20 protein-coding genes are annotated in these 16,106 nt (G+C 60.1%); 11 read left to right on the forward strand and 9 right to left on the reverse strand.

Annotated elements, in window-relative coordinates; all coding sequences use genetic code 11:
* Positions 1–78: 78 nt before the first annotated feature.
* Positions 79–1,113, reverse strand: a complete 1,035-nt coding sequence (locus EAH74_RS01155; RefSeq protein ID WP_140675044.1) for a type IV pilus twitching motility protein PilT — start codon at positions 1,111–1,113, stop codon at positions 79–81.
* A 55-nt stretch (positions 1,114–1,168) separates the two neighbouring features.
* On the opposite strand from EAH74_RS01155, the gene EAH74_RS01160 reads away from it, so the two are divergent.
* The 10 genes from EAH74_RS01160 to EAH74_RS01205 all read left to right on the forward strand — a co-directional run bounded on the left by EAH74_RS01160 (position 1,169) and on the right by EAH74_RS01205 (position 8,295).
* Complete coding sequence (locus EAH74_RS01160) at positions 1,169–1,867, forward strand: YggS family pyridoxal phosphate-dependent enzyme (protein ID WP_140675048.1); 699 nt, start codon at positions 1,169–1,171, stop codon at positions 1,865–1,867.
* 35 nt (positions 1,868–1,902) lie between these two features.
* The gene (proC, locus tag EAH74_RS01165) at positions 1,903–2,721 is read left to right on the forward strand and encodes a pyrroline-5-carboxylate reductase (RefSeq protein ID WP_140675051.1); all 819 of its coding nucleotides are present in this window, start codon (positions 1,903–1,905) and stop codon (positions 2,719–2,721) included.
* A 10-nt stretch (positions 2,722–2,731) separates the two neighbouring features.
* Complete coding sequence (locus EAH74_RS01170; protein WP_017341276.1) at positions 2,732–3,322, forward strand: YggT family protein; 591 nt, start codon at positions 2,732–2,734, stop codon at positions 3,320–3,322.
* Between the two features lie 4 nt (positions 3,323–3,326).
* Entirely contained in the window at positions 3,327–3,623 is a 297-nt protein-coding gene (locus tag EAH74_RS01175) for a DUF167 domain-containing protein (RefSeq protein ID WP_109635596.1), read from the forward strand.
* 302 nt (positions 3,624–3,925) lie between these two features.
* Positions 3,926–5,065: a homoserine O-succinyltransferase MetX gene (gene metX / locus EAH74_RS01180; protein ID WP_140675054.1), complete on the forward strand. Its 1,140-nt coding sequence runs from the start codon at positions 3,926–3,928 to the stop codon at positions 5,063–5,065.
* Positions 5,066–5,072: 7 nt separating this feature from the next.
* The gene (gene metW, locus EAH74_RS01185; protein WP_123368496.1) at positions 5,073–5,693 is read left to right on the forward strand and encodes a methionine biosynthesis protein MetW; all 621 of its coding nucleotides are present in this window, start codon (positions 5,073–5,075) and stop codon (positions 5,691–5,693) included.
* A 26-nt stretch (positions 5,694–5,719) separates the two neighbouring features.
* Entirely contained in the window at positions 5,720–6,154 is a 435-nt protein-coding gene (locus EAH74_RS01190) for a DUF4426 domain-containing protein (protein ID WP_140675059.1), read from the forward strand.
* Positions 6,151–6,747, forward strand: a complete 597-nt coding sequence (rdgB, locus tag EAH74_RS01195; RefSeq protein ID WP_140675062.1) for an RdgB/HAM1 family non-canonical purine NTP pyrophosphatase — start codon at positions 6,151–6,153, stop codon at positions 6,745–6,747. The genes EAH74_RS01190 and rdgB overlap by 4 nt, the downstream gene beginning before the upstream one ends.
* Positions 6,744–7,949 carry a radical SAM family heme chaperone HemW gene (hemW, locus tag EAH74_RS01200; protein ID WP_140675065.1) on the forward strand — a complete coding sequence of 402 codons (1,206 nt, stop codon included), beginning with the start codon at positions 6,744–6,746 and terminating at the stop codon, positions 7,947–7,949. Before rdgB ends, hemW begins: the two co-directional genes overlap by 4 nt.
* A 22-nt stretch (positions 7,950–7,971) precedes the next feature.
* Positions 7,972–8,295, forward strand: a complete 324-nt coding sequence (locus EAH74_RS01205) for a DUF3392 domain-containing protein (RefSeq protein WP_033060485.1) — start codon at positions 7,972–7,974, stop codon at positions 8,293–8,295.
* Between the two features lie 131 nt (positions 8,296–8,426).
* Here EAH74_RS01205 and trmB read toward each other — a convergent pair whose 3' ends face one another.
* From trmB to EAH74_RS01225, 4 genes are all read right to left on the reverse strand, one after another.
* The gene (trmB, locus tag EAH74_RS01210; protein WP_140675068.1) at positions 8,427–9,152 is read right to left on the reverse strand and encodes a tRNA (guanosine(46)-N7)-methyltransferase TrmB; all 726 of its coding nucleotides are present in this window, start codon (positions 9,150–9,152) and stop codon (positions 8,427–8,429) included.
* Positions 9,153–9,161: 9 nt separating this feature from the next.
* Positions 9,162–9,956: a thiazole synthase gene (locus EAH74_RS01215; RefSeq protein ID WP_008068101.1), complete on the reverse strand. Its 795-nt coding sequence runs from the start codon at positions 9,954–9,956 to the stop codon at positions 9,162–9,164.
* A gap of 60 nt (positions 9,957–10,016) precedes the next feature.
* Positions 10,017–10,217 carry a sulfur carrier protein ThiS gene (thiS, locus tag EAH74_RS01220; protein WP_007897898.1) on the reverse strand — a complete coding sequence of 67 codons (201 nt, stop codon included), beginning with the start codon at positions 10,215–10,217 and terminating at the stop codon, positions 10,017–10,019.
* Between the two features lie 168 nt (positions 10,218–10,385).
* On the reverse strand, positions 10,386–10,757 hold the full coding sequence (locus tag EAH74_RS01225) for a DUF423 domain-containing protein (protein WP_140675071.1): 372 nt from the start codon (positions 10,755–10,757) through the stop codon (positions 10,386–10,388).
* A gap of 74 nt (positions 10,758–10,831) precedes the next feature.
* Between EAH74_RS01225 and mtgA the strand changes: the two genes are divergently transcribed.
* The gene (gene mtgA, locus EAH74_RS01230; protein ID WP_140675074.1) at positions 10,832–11,554 is read left to right on the forward strand and encodes a monofunctional biosynthetic peptidoglycan transglycosylase; all 723 of its coding nucleotides are present in this window, start codon (positions 10,832–10,834) and stop codon (positions 11,552–11,554) included.
* A gap of 190 nt (positions 11,555–11,744) precedes the next feature.
* On the opposite strand, the gene rpoH is transcribed toward mtgA, so the two are convergent.
* The 4 genes from rpoH to ftsY form a co-directional block, all read right to left on the reverse strand.
* Positions 11,745–12,599 (reverse strand): RNA polymerase sigma factor RpoH, encoded by an 855-nt coding sequence (gene rpoH / locus EAH74_RS01235; protein WP_140675077.1) that lies wholly within the window; start codon positions 12,597–12,599, stop codon positions 11,745–11,747.
* A 113-nt stretch (positions 12,600–12,712) separates the two neighbouring features.
* Positions 12,713–13,735, reverse strand: a complete 1,023-nt coding sequence (gene ftsX, locus EAH74_RS01240) for a permease-like cell division protein FtsX (protein ID WP_008152652.1) — start codon at positions 13,733–13,735, stop codon at positions 12,713–12,715.
* A complete protein-coding gene (gene ftsE / locus EAH74_RS01245; RefSeq protein WP_008152655.1) occupies positions 13,732–14,403 on the reverse strand; it encodes a cell division ATP-binding protein FtsE in 672 nt (223 codons plus the stop codon). Before ftsE ends, ftsX begins: the two co-directional genes overlap by 4 nt.
* Complete coding sequence (gene ftsY, locus EAH74_RS01250; RefSeq protein WP_140675080.1) at positions 14,400–15,914, reverse strand: signal recognition particle-docking protein FtsY; 1,515 nt, start codon at positions 15,912–15,914, stop codon at positions 14,400–14,402. The genes ftsE and ftsY overlap by 4 nt, the downstream gene beginning before the upstream one ends.
* Positions 15,915–16,106: the final 192 nt, after the last annotated feature.

Raw genomic sequence — 16,106 nt, forward strand, 5'->3', positions numbered from 1 at the left:
CTACACGGGACTATGCATTTCCCTGTAGGAGCTGCCGAAGGTTCGGGCCGCGTTCGGACGATCTTTTGCTTTTAAGCCTCAAAAACCATCCGGCGTGCGCGCCTTCTCCCGCGCATGCTCGCGGCTGATCAAGCCCTTGGACACCAGCTCCTTCAGGCACATATCCAGCGTCTGCATCCCCAGGTTTCCCCCGGTCTGAATCGACGAATACATCTGCGCCACCTTGTCTTCGCGAATCAGGTTACGGATCGCTGACGTGCCGAGCATGATTTCGTGGGCCGCGATCCGCCCGCCGCCAATCTTCTTGACCAACGCCTGCGATACCACCGCCAGTAACGACTCGGACAGCATCGAACGAACCATCGACTTCTCGTCCCCCGGAAACACGTCCACCACCCGATCGATGGTTTTCGCCGCCGATGTCGTGTGCAGCGTGCCAAACACCAGGTGACCGGTTTCGGCGGCGGTCAACGCCAGGCGAATGGTCTCGAGATCGCGCATCTCCCCCACCAGAATCACGTCCGGGTCCTCCCGCAGGGCCGAGCGTAGAGCCGTGGCGAAGCTGCGTGTATCACGATGGACCTCACGCTGGTTGATCAAGCATTTGCGCGATTCGTGGACGAACTCGATCGGGTCTTCAATGGTGAGAATGTGGTGATGGCGATGGCTGTTCAGGTGATCGATCATCGCCGCCAGGGTGGTGGATTTGCCGGAACCGGTCGGACCGGTCACCAGCACCAGCCCCCGCGGCGCTTCGGTAATCTTGCGAAATACTTCCCCCATACCGAGGTCGTCCATGCTCAGGACCTTGGACGGAATGGTCCGGAACACCGCGCCAGCACCGCGATTGTGGTTGAACGCGTTAACCCGAAAACGCGCTACGCCGGGCACGTCAAAGGAGAAGTCGGTCTCCAGGTGCTTCTCGAAGTCCACCCGCTGCGTGTCGTTCATGATGTCGTAGATCAGCGCCTGCACCTGTTTGTGGTCCAGGGCCGGCAGGTTGATACGCCGCACATCGCCGTCGACCCGAATCATCGGGGGCAGGCCGGCAGACAGATGCAAGTCGGACGCGCCCTGTTTCGCGCTGAAAGCCAGCAGCTCAGTGATATCCATAGCGTTCCTCAATTCCAGTAGAATGCCGCGAACCTTCAGCCGCCGGCGCCTCTTGATGTCCACGATAGCAGACAACATTGCTCAGGTTAGTTCACGCATCCACGCCGCTGCCGTCGCTGCAAAACGCGACGAAGACAGCGTCCAGCTGCTGGCCGTGAGCAAGACCAAGCCCGCCGAAGCCCTGCGCGAAGCGTATGCCGCGGGGCTGCGCGACTTTGGCGAGAACTACCTGCAGGAAGCCCTGAGCAAACAGCTCGAATTGGCCGACCTGCCCTTGATCTGGCACTTCATCGGCCCCATTCAATCGAACAAGACTCGCGCTATCGCCGAGCACTTCGCCTGGGTGCATTCCGTGGATCGTTTGAAAATCGCACAACGCCTGTCCGAACAACGCCCTGCCGAGTTGCCCCCACTGAACATCTGTATCCAGGTCAACGTCAGCGGTGAAGCCAGCAAGTCCGGCTGCACCCCGGCCGACCTGCCGGCCCTGGCCAATGCCATCAGTGAACTGCCGCGCATCAAGCTGCGCGGGTTGATGGCAATCCCCGAGCCGACCGAAGATCGCGCCGCCCAGGATGCCGCTTTTGCTGCCGTGCAGCGCCTGCAAGCCAGCCTGAACCTGCCGCTCGACACACTTTCCATGGGCATGAGCCACGACCTTGAGTCGGCCATCGCCATGGGCGCCACCTGGGTCCGTATCGGTACAGCCCTGTTTGGCGCTCGCGGCTCTCAACAAATGCATGGCCAGCCTTGAAATATGGCTGACTCCTCTCTTTATAAGGACCTGACATGAGCAAGACTCGTATTGCCTTTATCGGTGCCGGCAACATGGCGGCCAGCCTGATCGGCGGCCTGCGCGCCAAAGGTCTGGACGCCGCGCAGATCCGCGCCAGTGATCCGGGCGCTGAAACCCGCGCCAAAGTGAACGCTGAACACGGTATCGAGGTGTTCGCCGACAACGCCGACGCCATCCAGGGCGCCGACGTCGTGGTACTGGCGGTCAAACCTCAAGCGATGAAAGCCGTCTGCGAAGCGCTTCGCCCAAGCCTCAAGCCGAATCAACTGGTGGTCTCGATTGCGGCCGGCATCACCTGCGCCAGCATGAACAACTGGCTCGGCGCCCAACCGATCGTGCGCTGCATGCCCAACACCCCGGCGCTGCTGCGTCAGGGCGTGAGTGGTTTGTTCGCCACGGCTGAAGTGAACACCGAGCAACGCAAACAGGCGCAAGAACTGCTGTCCGCCGTCGGCATCGCACTGTGGCTGGATGAAGAACAACAACTGGACGCGGTCACCGCCGTTTCCGGTTCGGGCCCTGCGTACTTCTTCCTGCTGATCGAAGCCATGACCGCCGCCGGCGTGAAGCTCGGCCTGCCAGCAGACATCGCTGCACAACTGACCCTGCAAACCGCCTTGGGCGCTGCTCACATGGCCGTGGCCAGTGACGTCGACGCTGCGGAACTGCGTCGCCGCGTGACGTCGCCTGCGGGCACGACGGAAGCGGCGATCAAGTCGTTCCAGGCCGGCGGCTTCGAAGCCCTGGTAGAAAAAGCACTCGGCGCCGCTGCGCACCGCTCGGCCGAGATGGCCGAACAATTGGGTCAATAAGGAGCCTTACATGATTGGATTGAACACTGCAGCGGTCTATGTGCTGCAAACCCTCGGCAGCCTGTACCTGCTGATCGTGCTGCTGCGCTTCGTGCTGCAACTGGTACGCGCAAACTTCTACAACCCGCTCTGCCAGTTCGCCGTGAAGGCCACTCAGCCGCTGCTCAAGCCATTGCGCCGGATCATCCCGAGCATGTTCGGCCTGGACATGTCCTCGCTGGTGCTGGCGATCCTCGTGCAGCTCGCACTGATGGCCCTGACCCTGCTGCTGACTTACGGCACCACCGGTAACCCGCTGCAATTGCTGATCTGGTCGCTGATTGGCGTGACCGCGCTGTTCCTGAAGATTTTCTTCTTTGCCCTGATCATCAGCGTGATCCTGTCGTGGGTCGCACCGGGCAGCCATAACCCTGGCGCCGAGCTGGTAAACCAGATCTGCGAACCAGCCCTGGCGCCGTTCCGCAAGATTCTGCCCAACCTTGGCGGCCTGGATATCTCGCCGATCCTGGCGTTCATGGTGCTCAAGCTGATCGACATGCTGGTGATCAACAACCTCGCCGCCATGACGATGATGCCGGAAATCCTGCGCCTGCTGATCTGACCCGGTGAGCTACTTTCGCTGGGACGGTGACGACCTGATTCTGGAATGTCACCTGCAACCGGCGGCCCGCAGCGATGATTTCTGCGGGCTGCATGGGGATCGATTGAAGATTCGCCTGACGGCGCCGCCGGTTGAAGGCAAGGCCAACGCGTATTTAATGGCGTTTCTGGCCAAGGCGTTCGGGGTTTCCAAGAGCCAGGTGAGTTTGATCAGCGGCGAGTTGAACCGGCAGAAACGGGTGCGGATCTGTTCGCCGAAGAAGCTGCCGGATTTGCCTGGCTTGGTGATGCGTTCGCGTTGATTGTGGGTTGCGGCATAGAGCCACCCCTCACCCCAGCCCTCCCGAAACGTCGACCGCCCCAGAGGGGCGAGGGGGAAAGGGAGCCGATCTCGGTTGATTTCAATCCTGAGTTCGACTCGATATTTCAGGTCGATGTAACTCGAATGAGCACCTCGGTCAGTCCCCTCTACCCTCTGGGGAGAGGGTTAGGGTGAGGGGTCGATCCAACGCCGAGCACCCATTTCCCAAACACCTCGGCCTTAGCTTGCTGCTAAAGGCAGCGGTCTTTAGACTTACGCCTCATTTCAACGAGAGCAGAGTCGATGCCAGCTGCCTTCCCCCCCGATTCTGTTGGTCTGGTGACGCCGCAAGTGGCGCACTTCAGCGAACCCCTGGCCTTGGCCTGCGGCCGTTCGCTCCCAGCTTATGACCTGATCTACGAAACCTACGGCACGCTGAATGCCGCGGCGAGCAACGCCGTGCTGATCTGCCACGCCTTGTCCGGTCATCATCACGCTGCCGGCTTCCACAGCCCCGACGACCGCAAACCCGGTTGGTGGGATAGCTGCATCGGCCCCGGCAAGCCAATCGACACCAACAAATTCTTCGTGGTCAGCCTGAACAACCTCGGCGGCTGCAACGGCTCTACCGGCCCGAGCAGCGTCAATCCGGAAACCGGCAAGCCGTTTGGCGCCGACTTCCCGGTGTTGACCGTGGAAGACTGGGTGCACAGCCAGGCACGCCTGGCAGACCTGCTCGGCATCAGCCAATGGGCCGCCGTGATTGGCGGCAGTCTCGGTGGCATGCAGGCGATGCAGTGGAGCATCACCTACCCCGATCGCATTCGCCACTGCCTGGCCATCGCCTCGGCCCCCAAGTTGTCGGCGCAGAACATCGCGTTCAACGAAGTGGCGCGCCAGGCGATCCTCACTGACCCCGAGTTCCACGGCGGTTCGTTCCAGGAAGCGGGCGTGATCCCCAAGCGTGGCTTGATGCTGGCGCGGATGGTCGGGCACATCACCTACCTGTCCGACGACTCTATGGGCGAGAAATTCGGTCGTGGCCTCAAGAGCGAAAAGCTCAACTACGACTTCCACAGCGTCGAATTCCAGGTCGAAAGCTACCTGCGTTATCAGGGCGAAGAGTTCTCCGGACGTTTCGATGCCAACACGTACCTGCTGATGACCAAGGCGCTGGATTACTTCGATCCTGCGGCGAACTTCGACGATGACCTGGCGAAAACCTTCGCCAATGCCCAGGCCAAGTTCTGCGTGATGTCTTTCACCACCGACTGGCGCTTCTCCCCTGCCCGCTCGCGGGAACTGGTGGACGCGCTGATGGCGGCCAAGAAAGACGTCTGCTACCTCGAGATTGACGCTCCGCAAGGCCACGACGCCTTCCTGATTCCGATCCCGCGCTACCTGCAGGCGTTCAGCAACTACATGAACCGAATTACGTTGTGAGAAAGCCATGAGAGCTGATCTGGAAATCATCCAGGAATGGATTCCCGCCGGTAGCCGCGTACTCGACCTCGGCTGCGGCGATGGCGAATTGCTGACCTGGCTGCGCGATAACAAGCAAGTGACCGGCTATGGCCTGGAAAACGACCCGGACAACATCGCCGAGTGCGTGGCCAAAGGCATCAACGTCATCGAACAGGACCTGGACAAGGGCCTGGGCAACTTTGCCAGCAACAGTTTCGACGTCGTGGTCATGACCCAGGCGCTGCAAGCCGTGCACTACCCGGACAGAATCCTCGACGAAATGCTGCGCGTCGGTCGCCAGTGCATCATCACCTTCCCCAACTTCGGTCACTGGCGCTGCCGCTGGTACCTGGCGAGCAAGGGCCGGATGCCGGTGTCCGATTTTCTGCCGTACACCTGGTACAACACGCCGAACATCCACTTTTGCACCTTCGAAGACTTTGAAGCGTTGTGTCGCGAACGTGAAGCCAAGGTCATTGATCGGCTTGCCGTGGATCAACAGCACCGTCACGGGTGGGCCAGTAAGCTATGGCCTAATCTATTAGGTGAAATCGGTATTTACCGCGTCAGCAGCCCCGGGCTGCAAGACCACAAGGTCGCGGTCTGAGTCACGACACTTCGAGGAGAACGAACATGGGTCGTCTAGCGCTGTTTGTACTTACTGCCTGCCTGAGCGTCACCGCCATGGCCGCCGACGTCATCAAAGGCGAGCGTCAGGAAACTTTTGGCGACGTGACGGTGCACTACAACACCTTCAACTCCACTTTCCTGACACCCGACATCGCCAAAGCGGCCGGGCTGACGCGAAGCAAGAACCAGGGTGTGATCAACGTCTCCGTGCTCAAGGATGGCAAGCCTCTGACCGCTGAAGTCAACGGTACGGTCAAAGACCTCACCAGCCAAAGCGTCTCGTTGAATTTCAAACAGATCACCGAACAGGGCGCTATCTACTACATCGCGCAATATCCGGTCGACCAGCAGGAAACCCGTACCTTCCAGATCAACGTGAAGAACGGCGATAAAATCAACACCATCAATTTCAACCAAGAGCTCTTCCCCGGCGAATGATCAACTTCACGCAACTCGTACTGGCCAGCCACAACGCCGGCAAACTCAAGGAACTTCAGGCCATGCTCGGCGAATCGGTGCAACTGCGCTCGATCGGCGAGTTCAGCAGCGTCGAACCTGAAGAAACCGGCCTCTCGTTCGTCGAAAACGCCATCCTCAAGGCCCGCAATGCCGCGCGCATCTCCGGTCTGCCTGCACTGGCAGACGATTCGGGGTTGGCAGTGGATTTCCTCGGCGGTGCGCCGGGGATCTACTCGGCTCGCTATGCCGACGGTCAAGGCGATGCGGCGAACAACGCCAAACTGCTCGACGTGTTGAAAGACGTGCCGCAAGCCGAGCGCGGTGCACAGTTCGTCTGTGTGCTGGCGCTGGTGCGTCACGCCGATGATCCGTTGCCGATTATCTGTGAAGGCCTGTGGCACGGACGAATCCTGCCAGCGGCGAGCGGCGAACACGGTTTTGGTTACGATCCGCTGTTCTGGGTGCCGGAACGCGATTGCTCCAGCGCCGAGTTGAGCTCGAGCGACAAGAACCTCATCAGCCACCGCGCCCGTGCAATGGATCTGCTGCGCCAGCGTCTGGGCCTGAAATGATCCACGACTCATCCGCGTCGCCGCTGATCTTCGGCGGTGCCGCCCAATCGCCTCGGGCCGCGCTACCCGTGCTGCCGCCCCTGGCGTTGTACATCCACATCCCGTGGTGTGTGCGCAAATGCCCTTATTGCGACTTCAACTCCCACACCGCCAGCCCGGTGCTGCCGGAAGAAGAATATGTGGACGCCTTGCTGGCCGACCTCGATCAGGACCTGCATGCAGTCTATGGTCGTGAGCTGAGTTCGATCTTCTTTGGCGGCGGCACGCCGAGCCTGTTCAGCGCCGAAGCGTTGGGCCGCTTGCTCAAGGGCGTCGAGCAGCGTATTCCGTTTGCCAGCGACATCGAAATCACGCTGGAAGCTAATCCCGGGACGTTCGAGCAAGAGAAGTTCGTCGCCTACCGGGCGCTGGGCATCAATCGCCTGTCGATCGGCATCCAGAGCTTTCAGGAAGAGAAACTCAAGGCGTTGGGGCGGATTCACAACGGTGACGAAGCGGTACGTGCCGCCGGCATGGCCCGTCAGGCCGGGTTCGACAACTTCAATCTGGACCTGATGCACGGTTTGCCCGATCAGTCCCTGGACGACGCCCTGAGCGACTTACGCCAGGCCATTGCCCTGAAGCCGACCCACTTGTCCTGGTATCAACTGACCCTGGAACCCAACACGGTGTTCTGGAACCAGCCGCCGACGCTGCCGGAAGACGACACGCTGTGGGACATTCAGGAGGCCGGTCAGGCGCTGTTGGCCGAGCACGGTTACGCGCAATACGAAGTCTCGGCTTATGCCCAACCCGGCCGTCCGGCGCGGCATAACCTCAATTACTGGAGTTTCGGCGACTTCATCGGCATCGGCGCCGGGGCTCACGGCAAGCTCAGCCACCCGGACGGGCGCATCGTTCGTACCTGGAAGACCCGCTTGCCGAAGGACTACCTCAACCCGGCCAAAAGCTTCAAGGCCGGGGAAAAAGCCCTGACCAATGAAGAACTGCCGTTCGAGTTTCTGATGAACGCCTTGCGCCTGACCGAGGGCGTGGAATCGCGACTGTATCCGGAGCGCACCGGGCTGAGCCTGGAAAGCCTCGCCGAAGTCCGCCACGAAGCCGAACAAAGTGGCTTGTTGCAGGTCGAACCGTCACGTCTGGCGGCCACCGAGCGCGGACAACTCTTCCTCAATGACTTGCTGCAGACATTTTTGAGCTGATTTCAGCCTTAAGGGAAAACGAATGGATTTGATACTCGACCTGCTCGCCACCGCGTCCCGCTGGAGCCGTAGCAACCTGTCTGAAATCGCTCTGGCACTGGTGGGCTGTCTGCTGGTGTTGTTTGGCGCGGATATCAAAGGCTGGGTCGACGCACGTCTGGGCAGCATCGCCGGCGCCTTGCGCGTCCCGCTGATGGCCCTGTTGTGCATGGTCGGCAGCGGCGTCGCACTGATCTACGCCACGCCGTGGATCATCAAAGGCCTGAGCCAGTTCAACAACTACAGCCTGGCGCCGGTGTTGTTGGTGGTGCTGGTGTTGATCGGCGTCGTCGCAGACCGCCGCTGACTTCAGCTACAACCGAAAACAACTGTGGGAGCGAGCCTGCTCGCGAAGGCGTCATAACATTCAACATCATCGTTGAATGTCAGACCGCTTTCGCGAGCAGGCTCGCTCCCACAGTTGGTAGTGCGTAGGGTTTAGGACTGTTTTTCGAACTTCAAATCCCACACGCCATGCCCAAGACGTTCGCCGCGGCGTTCGAACTTGGTGATCGGGCGCTCGGCCGGGCGCGGGACGCATTTGCCGTCTTCGGCCAGGTTGCGATAACCCGGCGCAACGTTCATCACTTCCAGCATGTACTCGGCGTACGGTTCCCAGTCGGTAGCCATGTGTAGCACACCGCCGACCTTCAACTTGCTGCGCACCAGTTCAGCGAACGACGCCTGAACGATACGACGCTTGTGGTGGCGACTCTTGTGCCACGGGTCCGGGAAAAACAGCATCAGGCGATCGAGGCTGTTGTCGGCCACACAGCGGTTGAGCACTTCGATCGCGTCGCAATCGTAGACCCGCAGGTTGGTCAGGCCCTGAGTGAGCACGCCATTGAGCAGCGCGCCAACACCCGGCCGGTGCACTTCCACGCCGATGAAATCCTGCTCTGGCGAGGCCGCGGCCATTTCCAGCAGCGAATGGCCCATGCCGAAACCGATTTCCAGCGAGCGCGGCGCCGAGCGACCAAACACCTGGTCGAAGTCCACCGGCGTGTCGGCCAGCGGCAGCACGAACAGCGGCGTGCCCTGTTCCAGACCGCGTTGCTGGCCTTCGGTCATGCGCCCGGCGCGCATCACGAAACTCTTGATGCGGCGGTGTTGGCGCTCGTCGCCTTCTTCCGGCTGGATAGGCGTGTCGTTTGATTCAGTCATCAATGGCTCTTACTTGATCAGACCATCCAGCGGCGAGGAGGCGCTGGCATAGAGTTTTTTCGGCATGCGGCCGGCGAGGTAGGCCAAGCGACCTGCAACGATGGCGTGTTTCATGGCTTCAGCCATCATGATCGGCTGCTGGGCATGGGCGATGGCCGAGTTCATCAGCACCGCTTCGCAACCCAGTTCCATGGCGATGGTAGCGTCGGAAGCGGTACCGACACCGGCATCCACCAGCACAGGAATCTTGGCTTCTTCGAGGATGATCTGCAGGTTGTACGGGTTGCAGATCCCCAGGCCCGTGCCGATCAGACCAGCCAGCGGCATCACCGCGATAACGCCGATTTCCGCCAATTGACGGGCGATGATCGGGTCATCGCTGGTGTAAACCATCACGTCGAAGCCTTCCTTGACCAGCACTTCGGCGGCCTTGAGGGTTTCGATCACGTTAGGGAACAGGGTTTTCTGGTCCGCCAGCACTTCCAGCTTCACCAGGTTGTGACCACCGAGTAGCTCACGGGCCAGGCGGCAGGTGCGCACAGCCTCGGTAGCGTCGAAGCAACCGGCGGTGTTAGGCAGGAAGGTGTAGCGATCCGGCGACAGGACTTCGAGCAGGTTCGGTTCGCCCGGGTTCTGGCCGAGGTTGGTGCGGCGCACGGCGAAGGTGACGATCTCGGCACCCGAGGCTTCGATGGCCAGGCGGGTTTCTTCCATGTCGCGGTACTTGCCGGTGCCTACCAGCAAACGTGACTGGTAAGTACGACCGGCCAGGACGAAGGGCTTGTCGCTACGAACGATGCTCATGGGAAATCCTCTGTTGGGGTGAGGTTCTTGCAGAATTCTGTGCCCTTAAGGGCCGGGCGACTAGCCGCCGCCGATGGCATGCACCACTTCGACCGAATCGCCGTCGTTTAGCGTGGTTTCTGCGTGCTGGCTGCGCGGGACGATATCCAGATTGAGTTCGACCGCCACCCGGCGTCCGGTCAGTTCCAGACGGGTCAGCAGGGCCGCAACGGTTTCACCGTCGGGCAGTTCAAGGGATTCGCCGTTCAACTGAATGCGCATACCGAATGCCGCCATCATTTTTAGGGGCTGGCATTCTAGCCCGATCGGTCAGGCTGACCCAAGCCATTCGTCTTGAAACACAATCCCGTAGGAGCTGCCGCGGCTGCGATCTTTTGATCTTGTGTTTTGAAGATCAAAAGATCGCAGCCTGCGGCAGCTCCTACAAGGTCAAGTCAACCGCCAGGCGGCAAGCCCCAGGCACAACCAGCCGACCAGAAATGCCAGCCCGCCGAAGGGGGTGATGATCCCTAGCTTGCTGACGCCGGTCACGGTCAACAGGTACAGACTGCCGGAAAACAACAATATGCCAATGACAAACGATGCACCCGCCCAGGTGATCAGGCGACCGGGAATTTGCGTGGCCAGCAGTGCAACGCCCAGCAAGGCCAAGGTGTGTACCAATTGGTAGGTCACGCCGGTGTGGAAAATCGCCAGGTACTCGGGCGTCAGACGGTTTTTCAAGCCATGGGCGGCAAACGCGCCAAGGGCAACGCCGGTGAAGCCGAAAAAAGCGGCCAGCATCAGAAAGCCACGCAGCATGAAGAACTCCAGTCAGACTCGATCCACAGGGTCTGTATAATGGCCCGCTCAACGGGTTCGGCCAAGCCATCTCTATGCTGCGTTTATTTTTGCGACGATTCACGAAGGCCCTGCTCTGGTTCGCGGGTGGCAGCGTATTGCTGGTGCTGATCTTTCGCGTGGTACCGCCACCGGGAACCGCGTTGATGGTCGAGCGCAAGGTCGAATCCTGGTTCGACGGCGAGCCCATCGACCTGCAACGCACCTGGAAACCCTGGGATGAAATGTCCGACGACCTGAAAGTCGCAGTGATTGCCGGCGAAGATCAGAAATTCCCGGAGCATTGGGGTTTTGACTTTGGCGCGATCCAGGCCGCACTGGCCCACAACGAGCTCGGCGGATCGATTCGCGGTGCCAGCACCCTGAGTCAGCAGGTCTCGAAGAACCTGTTTCTGTGGTCCGGCCGCAGCTGGTTGCGCAAAGGCCTGGAAGCCTGGTTTACCGGACTGATCGAAGTGTTCTGGCCCAAGCAGCGAATTCTTGAGGTGTACCTCAACAGTGTCGAGTGGGATGACGGTGTATTTGGCGCTGAAGCAGCAGCCAGGCATCACTTTGGCGTCGGCGCTCGTTCGCTGTCTCGCCAGCAGGCCAGTTTGCTAGCTGCGGTGCTGCCTAACCCGCGGGTGTGGAGTGCCGGCCATCCAACTAACTACGTCGCACGGCGAGCGGGATGGATTCGACAGCAGATGAGTCAGCTGGGAGGCGATAGCTATCTGGTTGGCATCAACGATTCGCGCCGGGCGCCTTGGTCCCAGTAACACTGAAGATCCCCCTGTGGGAGTGAGCCTGCTCGCGATAGCGTCAGGTCAGTCGCTATAAATGTCGACTGATCAATAGCTATCGCGAGCAGGCTCACTCCTACAGGGGGCGGTGTCAGACTGGATGAGCAGGCACAAACAAAAACGCCCCGATCAATGATCGGGGCGTTTTTTTATGCCTGAGCTGCGGTTAGGCGGCGATCGACAACTTGAGCTTGTTCATCGCGCTCTTCTCGAGCTGACGAATACGCTCGGCCGACACGTTGTACTTCTGCGCCAAGTCATGCAGCGTGGCTTTTTCTTCTGCCAGCCAGCGCTGGTAGAGGATGTCACGGCTGCGGTCGTCCAGCACTTCAAGTGCTTCGTGCAGGTTTTGGTTGGAGTTGTCGCTCCAGTCGGCATCTTCCAGCTGACGGGCCGGGTCGTACCGGTGGTCTTCCAGATAGTTGGCCGGCGATTGGAAAGCACTGTCGTCGTCCGCTTCCGCGGCCGGGTCGAAGGCCATGTCATGGCCGGTCAGGCGACTTTCCATCTCACGCACTTCCCGAGGCTCTACACCGAGGCTTTCCGCCACACGGTGAACTTCCTCGTTGTTCAGCCACGCCAGACGTTTTTTCTGGCTGCGCAGGTTGAAGAACAGCTTGCGCTGGGCCTTGGTGGTCGCGACTTTCACGATTCGCCAGTTGCGCAGGATGAACTCGTGGATTTCCGCCTTGATCCAGTGCACAGCGAACGAAACCAGACGCACACCCATTTCCGGGTTGAAGCGTTTCACCGCCTTCATCAGGCCGACGTTGCCTTCCTGGATCAGGTCAGCCTGAGCCAGACCGTAGCCGGAATAGCTACGGGCGATATGTACAACAAAACGCAGGTGGGCGAGCACCATCTGCCGAGCCGCCCCCAAATCCTGCTCATAATAGAGACTCTCGGCCAGTTCGCGCTCCTGCTCCGGTGTCAGCAATGGAATGCTGTTCACCGTGTGCACATAGGCCTCCAGGTTTGCACCCGGGACCAGAGCATATGCAGGTTGCAAAGAATTGGTCATACGAAAAAACCTCCGACTTACATAACTCGTGCAGTTCAGCACTGCGAAAATTGACCGGAAACCAAAAGACAAGTTCCCATAAACGCTGAAAGGTCAATACGAGCAAAATGATACTACTTAGGCGCAAGCTCCCTCAGGTGGCGTGCGACTGCAATCCATGCACCGATATACCCCAACAGCACCGCGCCAAGCAAGAGAGACAGACCGTCGGCAACTGGCACTCCGGCCAGCGCGAAATCACTGCCGTACAAACCGGCCAGCCCAACCACTGCGTCATTCAGCCAATCAAGGCCGAACGCCAATACGCCCCAGGAAAGAATCCCCGCACCGAAGCCATAAAGCGCACCCATGTACAGAAAGGGCCTGCGCACATAGCTGTCAGTGCCGCCGACGAGTTTAATCACTTCTATCTCTGTGCGGCGGTTTTCAATATGAAGACGAATGGTATTGCCTATCACCAAAAGTAATGCAGAAACCAGAAGCACGGTCAGACCGAAGACAAAACGGTCACCCAGCTTGAGGATGGCTGCCAGACGCTCGACCCAGACTAGATCAAGTTGCGCCTGTTGTACCTTGGGCAACTCGGAAAGTTTTTGTCGTAATGCTTCAAGGGCTGGCTTATCGACCTCGTTCGGCGTCACCAAAACCACGCCCGGCAGCGGGTTTTCCGGCAGTTCCTTGAGCGCCTCACCCAGACCTGATTGCTGCTGGAACTCTTCCAGCGCCTGATCGCGGCCGACATATTCGGCATCAGCTACGCCAGGCATGCCTTTGATCTGCTCGCGCAACGACTCGCCTTCAGCAGGGCTGGCCTCGATTTGCAGGTACAGGGAAATCTGCGCCGCACGCTGCCAGGAACCGCCGAGACGCTCGACGTTACTTAGCAAAAGTGACAGGCCCATCGGCAAACTCAGGGCAACCGCCATCACCATACAGGTGAAGAAGCTACCGATGGGCTGCTTGCCCAAACGACGCAAGCTATCGAGCAAACTGGCGCGATGACTCTCGACCCAGGCACGAAACAGTGTGGCGAAATCCGGGCCGTCATCATCGTCGCGTTTTTTCTTCTGCGGCTGCTGATCGGCGGCCTTCGGGGCCACGCGCTCGGAAACCTTGGGGCTGCGTGTCGCACTCATACGCCGGCCTCCCCGTCACCGATCAATCGGCCGCGCTGCAGGGTCAGCATGCGGTGGCGCATGCGGGCGATCAGTGCCAGGTCGTGACTGGCAATCAGCACGCTGGTGCCCAAACGGTTGATGTCTTCGAACACGCCCATGATTTCTGCCGCCAGACGTGGATCGAGGTTACCGGTCGGTTCGTCCGCCAGCAGCAAGGCCGGGCGATGAACGATGGCGCGGGCGATACCTACGCGCTGTTGCTGACCGGTGGACAGGTCGCCAGGGTACAAGTCGGTCTTGTCCGACAGCGCCACGCGCTCCAGCGCCGAATCCACGCGCTTGGCGATCTCGGCCTTGGACAACCCAAGGATCTGCAAGGGCAGCGCGATGTTGTTGAACACCGTGCGATCGAACAGCAGCTGGTGATTCTGGAACACCACGCCGATCTGGCGTCGCAGGTAAGGAATCTGTGCGTTGCTGATGGTGCTCAGGTCTTGCCCGGCCAGCAGCAATTTGCCGGTGGTCGGACGCTCCATCGCCAGCAGCAGGCGCAACAAGGTGCTTTTACCGGCACCAGAGTGGCCGGTCACAAACAAAAACTCGCCCCGACGGACTCGAAAGCTCAGCTCATGCAAGCCGACGTGACCGTTCGGGTAGCGCTTACCGACCTGTTCGAAACGAATCATGAACGCTCCCGCTCGGCAAACAATGCCTGGACAAAGGGTTCTGCTTCAAAAGTACGCAAATCATCGATGCCTTCACCGACGCCGATGTAGCGAATCGGCAAGCCAAACTGCTTGGCGAGGGCGAAAATCACCCCGCCTTTGGCGGTGCCATCGAGCTTGGTCAGCGCCAGGCCGGTCAGTTCGACGGTCTGGTTGAATTGTTTGGCCTGGCTGATCGCGTTCTGCCCCGTACCGGCATCGAGCACCAACAGCACCTCGTGAGGCGCGTCGGCGTCGAGTTTGCTGATAACCCGGCGAACCTTCTTCAGCTCTTCCATCAAATTGTCTTTGGTGTGCAGGCGACCGGCGGTGTCGGCGATCAATACGTCGATGCCACGGGCCTTGGCCGCTTGCACGGCATCGAAGATAACCGAAGCCGAGTCAGCGCCGGTGTGCTGGGCGATGACCGGGATCTTGTTGCGCTCGCCCCAGACCTGCAATTGTTCGACGGCGGCGGCGCGGAAAGTATCGCCGGCCGCGAGCATGACTTTCTTGCCTTCGAGCTGCAGCTTCTTCGCCAGCTTACCGATGGTGGTGGTCTTGCCGGCACCATTGACGCCGACGACCAGGATGACGAACGGCTTGGTCTGCGAGGTGATTTTCAGCGGTTGCTCGACGGGCTTGAGCATGGCCGCCAGTTCCGCTTGCAGGGATTTGTACAGCGCATCGGCATCGGCCAATTCTTTACGGGCGACCTTCTGGGTCAGATGCTTAATGATCACCGACGTCGCCTCGACGCCAACGTCGGCGGTCAGCAGGCGGGTTTCGATGTCTTCGAGCAGCTCGTCATCGATGATCTTCTTGCCCAGGAACAGGCTGGCCATGCCTTCGCCGATGCTGGCGCTGGTCTTGGACAAGCCCTGTTTCAGGCGGGCGAAGAAACCGGCTTTGGTTTCTTCGGTACGCGCGGGCTCGGCAGGCGCTTCGACGGGAACGACAGGTGCGGCGGCAACGGGAGCGACGACCGGTGCCGGCGCTTGAACAACCGGGGCAACCGGGGCAACGAATGCGGGCACCACAGGTTCTGGAACAACCGGTTCAGGCTCGGCCACCACAACTGGCGCGACGACCGGCTCAACCACTGGTGGCTGAACGGGCTCGGGAGCAAACGCAGTCGGTGCCGGAATCGGCGGCGTTACGTGGGGCACCAGCTCATCTTCGACCAATGCCACCGGCTCTTCTGCCACGGGCAACGTCAGCCATGGCTCGGCAGCGGGCGTGAGCGGCACCGGGGCCACGACTTCGGCGACAACATCAGGCTCAGGCTCGGTGACCGGTTGCAGCACCGGCTCGGCGATCGGCAAGACAATCGGCGCAAGCTCTTCTTCTATTACCGGCGCAGGCGTGGGCTCAGAAAGTGGCTGTGGCTGTTCGACGACGGGTTCCTGCGGCTTTTTGCGCAGCCATCCGAACAGGCTTTTCTTCTCACCAGCCGCAGCTGGGGCTTTCTTGTCGTCGTTGGAACCAAACATGGAGGACGGCTATCTCACGGTAGCGACGCGCCAAAGGGCGCCTCGGCAAATAAATATTCGATGCAGAACAGACTGCGATTGACCCAGCTTGTTCACGCGCAACATTTTGTCGAGGTGCAAACAGCACCTCAAAGGTCGACTAATACGAAGGACTGGAACGGCATCGTCGGCGAAAACGCAGAGTTTAGCTGA

This window comes from Pseudomonas mandelii, from assembly GCF_006438925.1.
GTDB classification, from domain to species: Bacteria; Pseudomonadota; Gammaproteobacteria; order Pseudomonadales; family Pseudomonadaceae; genus Aquipseudomonas; species Aquipseudomonas mandelii_C.

Excerpts from the sequence above, each read along its gene's own strand:
- EAH74_RS01205 (WP_033060485.1), top strand. The coding sequence starts at position 7,972 with ATGGATTTGATACTCGACCTGCTCGCCACCGCGTCCCGCTGGAGCCGT.
- EAH74_RS01170 (WP_017341276.1), top strand. The coding sequence starts at position 2,732 with ATGATTGGATTGAACACTGCAGCGGTCTATGTGCTGCAAACCCTCGGC.
- EAH74_RS01160 (WP_140675048.1), top strand. The coding sequence starts at position 1,169 with ATGTCCACGATAGCAGACAACATTGCTCAGGTTAGTTCACGCATCCAC.
- hemW (WP_140675065.1), top strand. The coding sequence starts at position 6,744 with ATGATCCACGACTCATCCGCGTCGCCGCTGATCTTCGGCGGTGCCGCC.
- ftsY (WP_140675080.1), bottom strand. The coding sequence starts at position 15,914 with ATGTTTGGTTCCAACGACGACAAGAAAGCCCCAGCTGCGGCTGGTGAG.
- ftsX (WP_008152652.1), bottom strand. The coding sequence starts at position 13,735 with ATGAGTGCGACACGCAGCCCCAAGGTTTCCGAGCGCGTGGCCCCGAAG.
- proC (WP_140675051.1), top strand. The coding sequence starts at position 1,903 with ATGAGCAAGACTCGTATTGCCTTTATCGGTGCCGGCAACATGGCGGCC.
- metW (WP_123368496.1), top strand. The coding sequence starts at position 5,073 with ATGAGAGCTGATCTGGAAATCATCCAGGAATGGATTCCCGCCGGTAGC.
- EAH74_RS01190 (WP_140675059.1), top strand. The coding sequence starts at position 5,720 with ATGGGTCGTCTAGCGCTGTTTGTACTTACTGCCTGCCTGAGCGTCACC.
- EAH74_RS01215 (WP_008068101.1), bottom strand. The coding sequence starts at position 9,956 with ATGAGCATCGTTCGTAGCGACAAGCCCTTCGTCCTGGCCGGTCGTACT.
- metX (WP_140675054.1), top strand. The coding sequence starts at position 3,926 with ATGCCAGCTGCCTTCCCCCCCGATTCTGTTGGTCTGGTGACGCCGCAA.
- rpoH (WP_140675077.1), bottom strand. The coding sequence starts at position 12,599 with ATGACCAATTCTTTGCAACCTGCATATGCTCTGGTCCCGGGTGCAAAC.
- EAH74_RS01155 (WP_140675044.1), bottom strand. The coding sequence starts at position 1,113 with ATGGATATCACTGAGCTGCTGGCTTTCAGCGCGAAACAGGGCGCGTCC.
- thiS (WP_007897898.1), bottom strand. The coding sequence starts at position 10,217 with ATGCGCATTCAGTTGAACGGCGAATCCCTTGAACTGCCCGACGGTGAA.
- ftsE (WP_008152655.1), bottom strand. The coding sequence starts at position 14,403 with ATGATTCGTTTCGAACAGGTCGGTAAGCGCTACCCGAACGGTCACGTC.
- EAH74_RS01225 (WP_140675071.1), bottom strand. The coding sequence starts at position 10,757 with ATGCTGCGTGGCTTTCTGATGCTGGCCGCTTTTTTCGGCTTCACCGGC.
- mtgA (WP_140675074.1), top strand. The coding sequence starts at position 10,832 with ATGCTGCGTTTATTTTTGCGACGATTCACGAAGGCCCTGCTCTGGTTC.
- rdgB (WP_140675062.1), top strand. The coding sequence starts at position 6,151 with ATGATCAACTTCACGCAACTCGTACTGGCCAGCCACAACGCCGGCAAA.
- trmB (WP_140675068.1), bottom strand. The coding sequence starts at position 9,152 with ATGACTGAATCAAACGACACGCCTATCCAGCCGGAAGAAGGCGACGAG.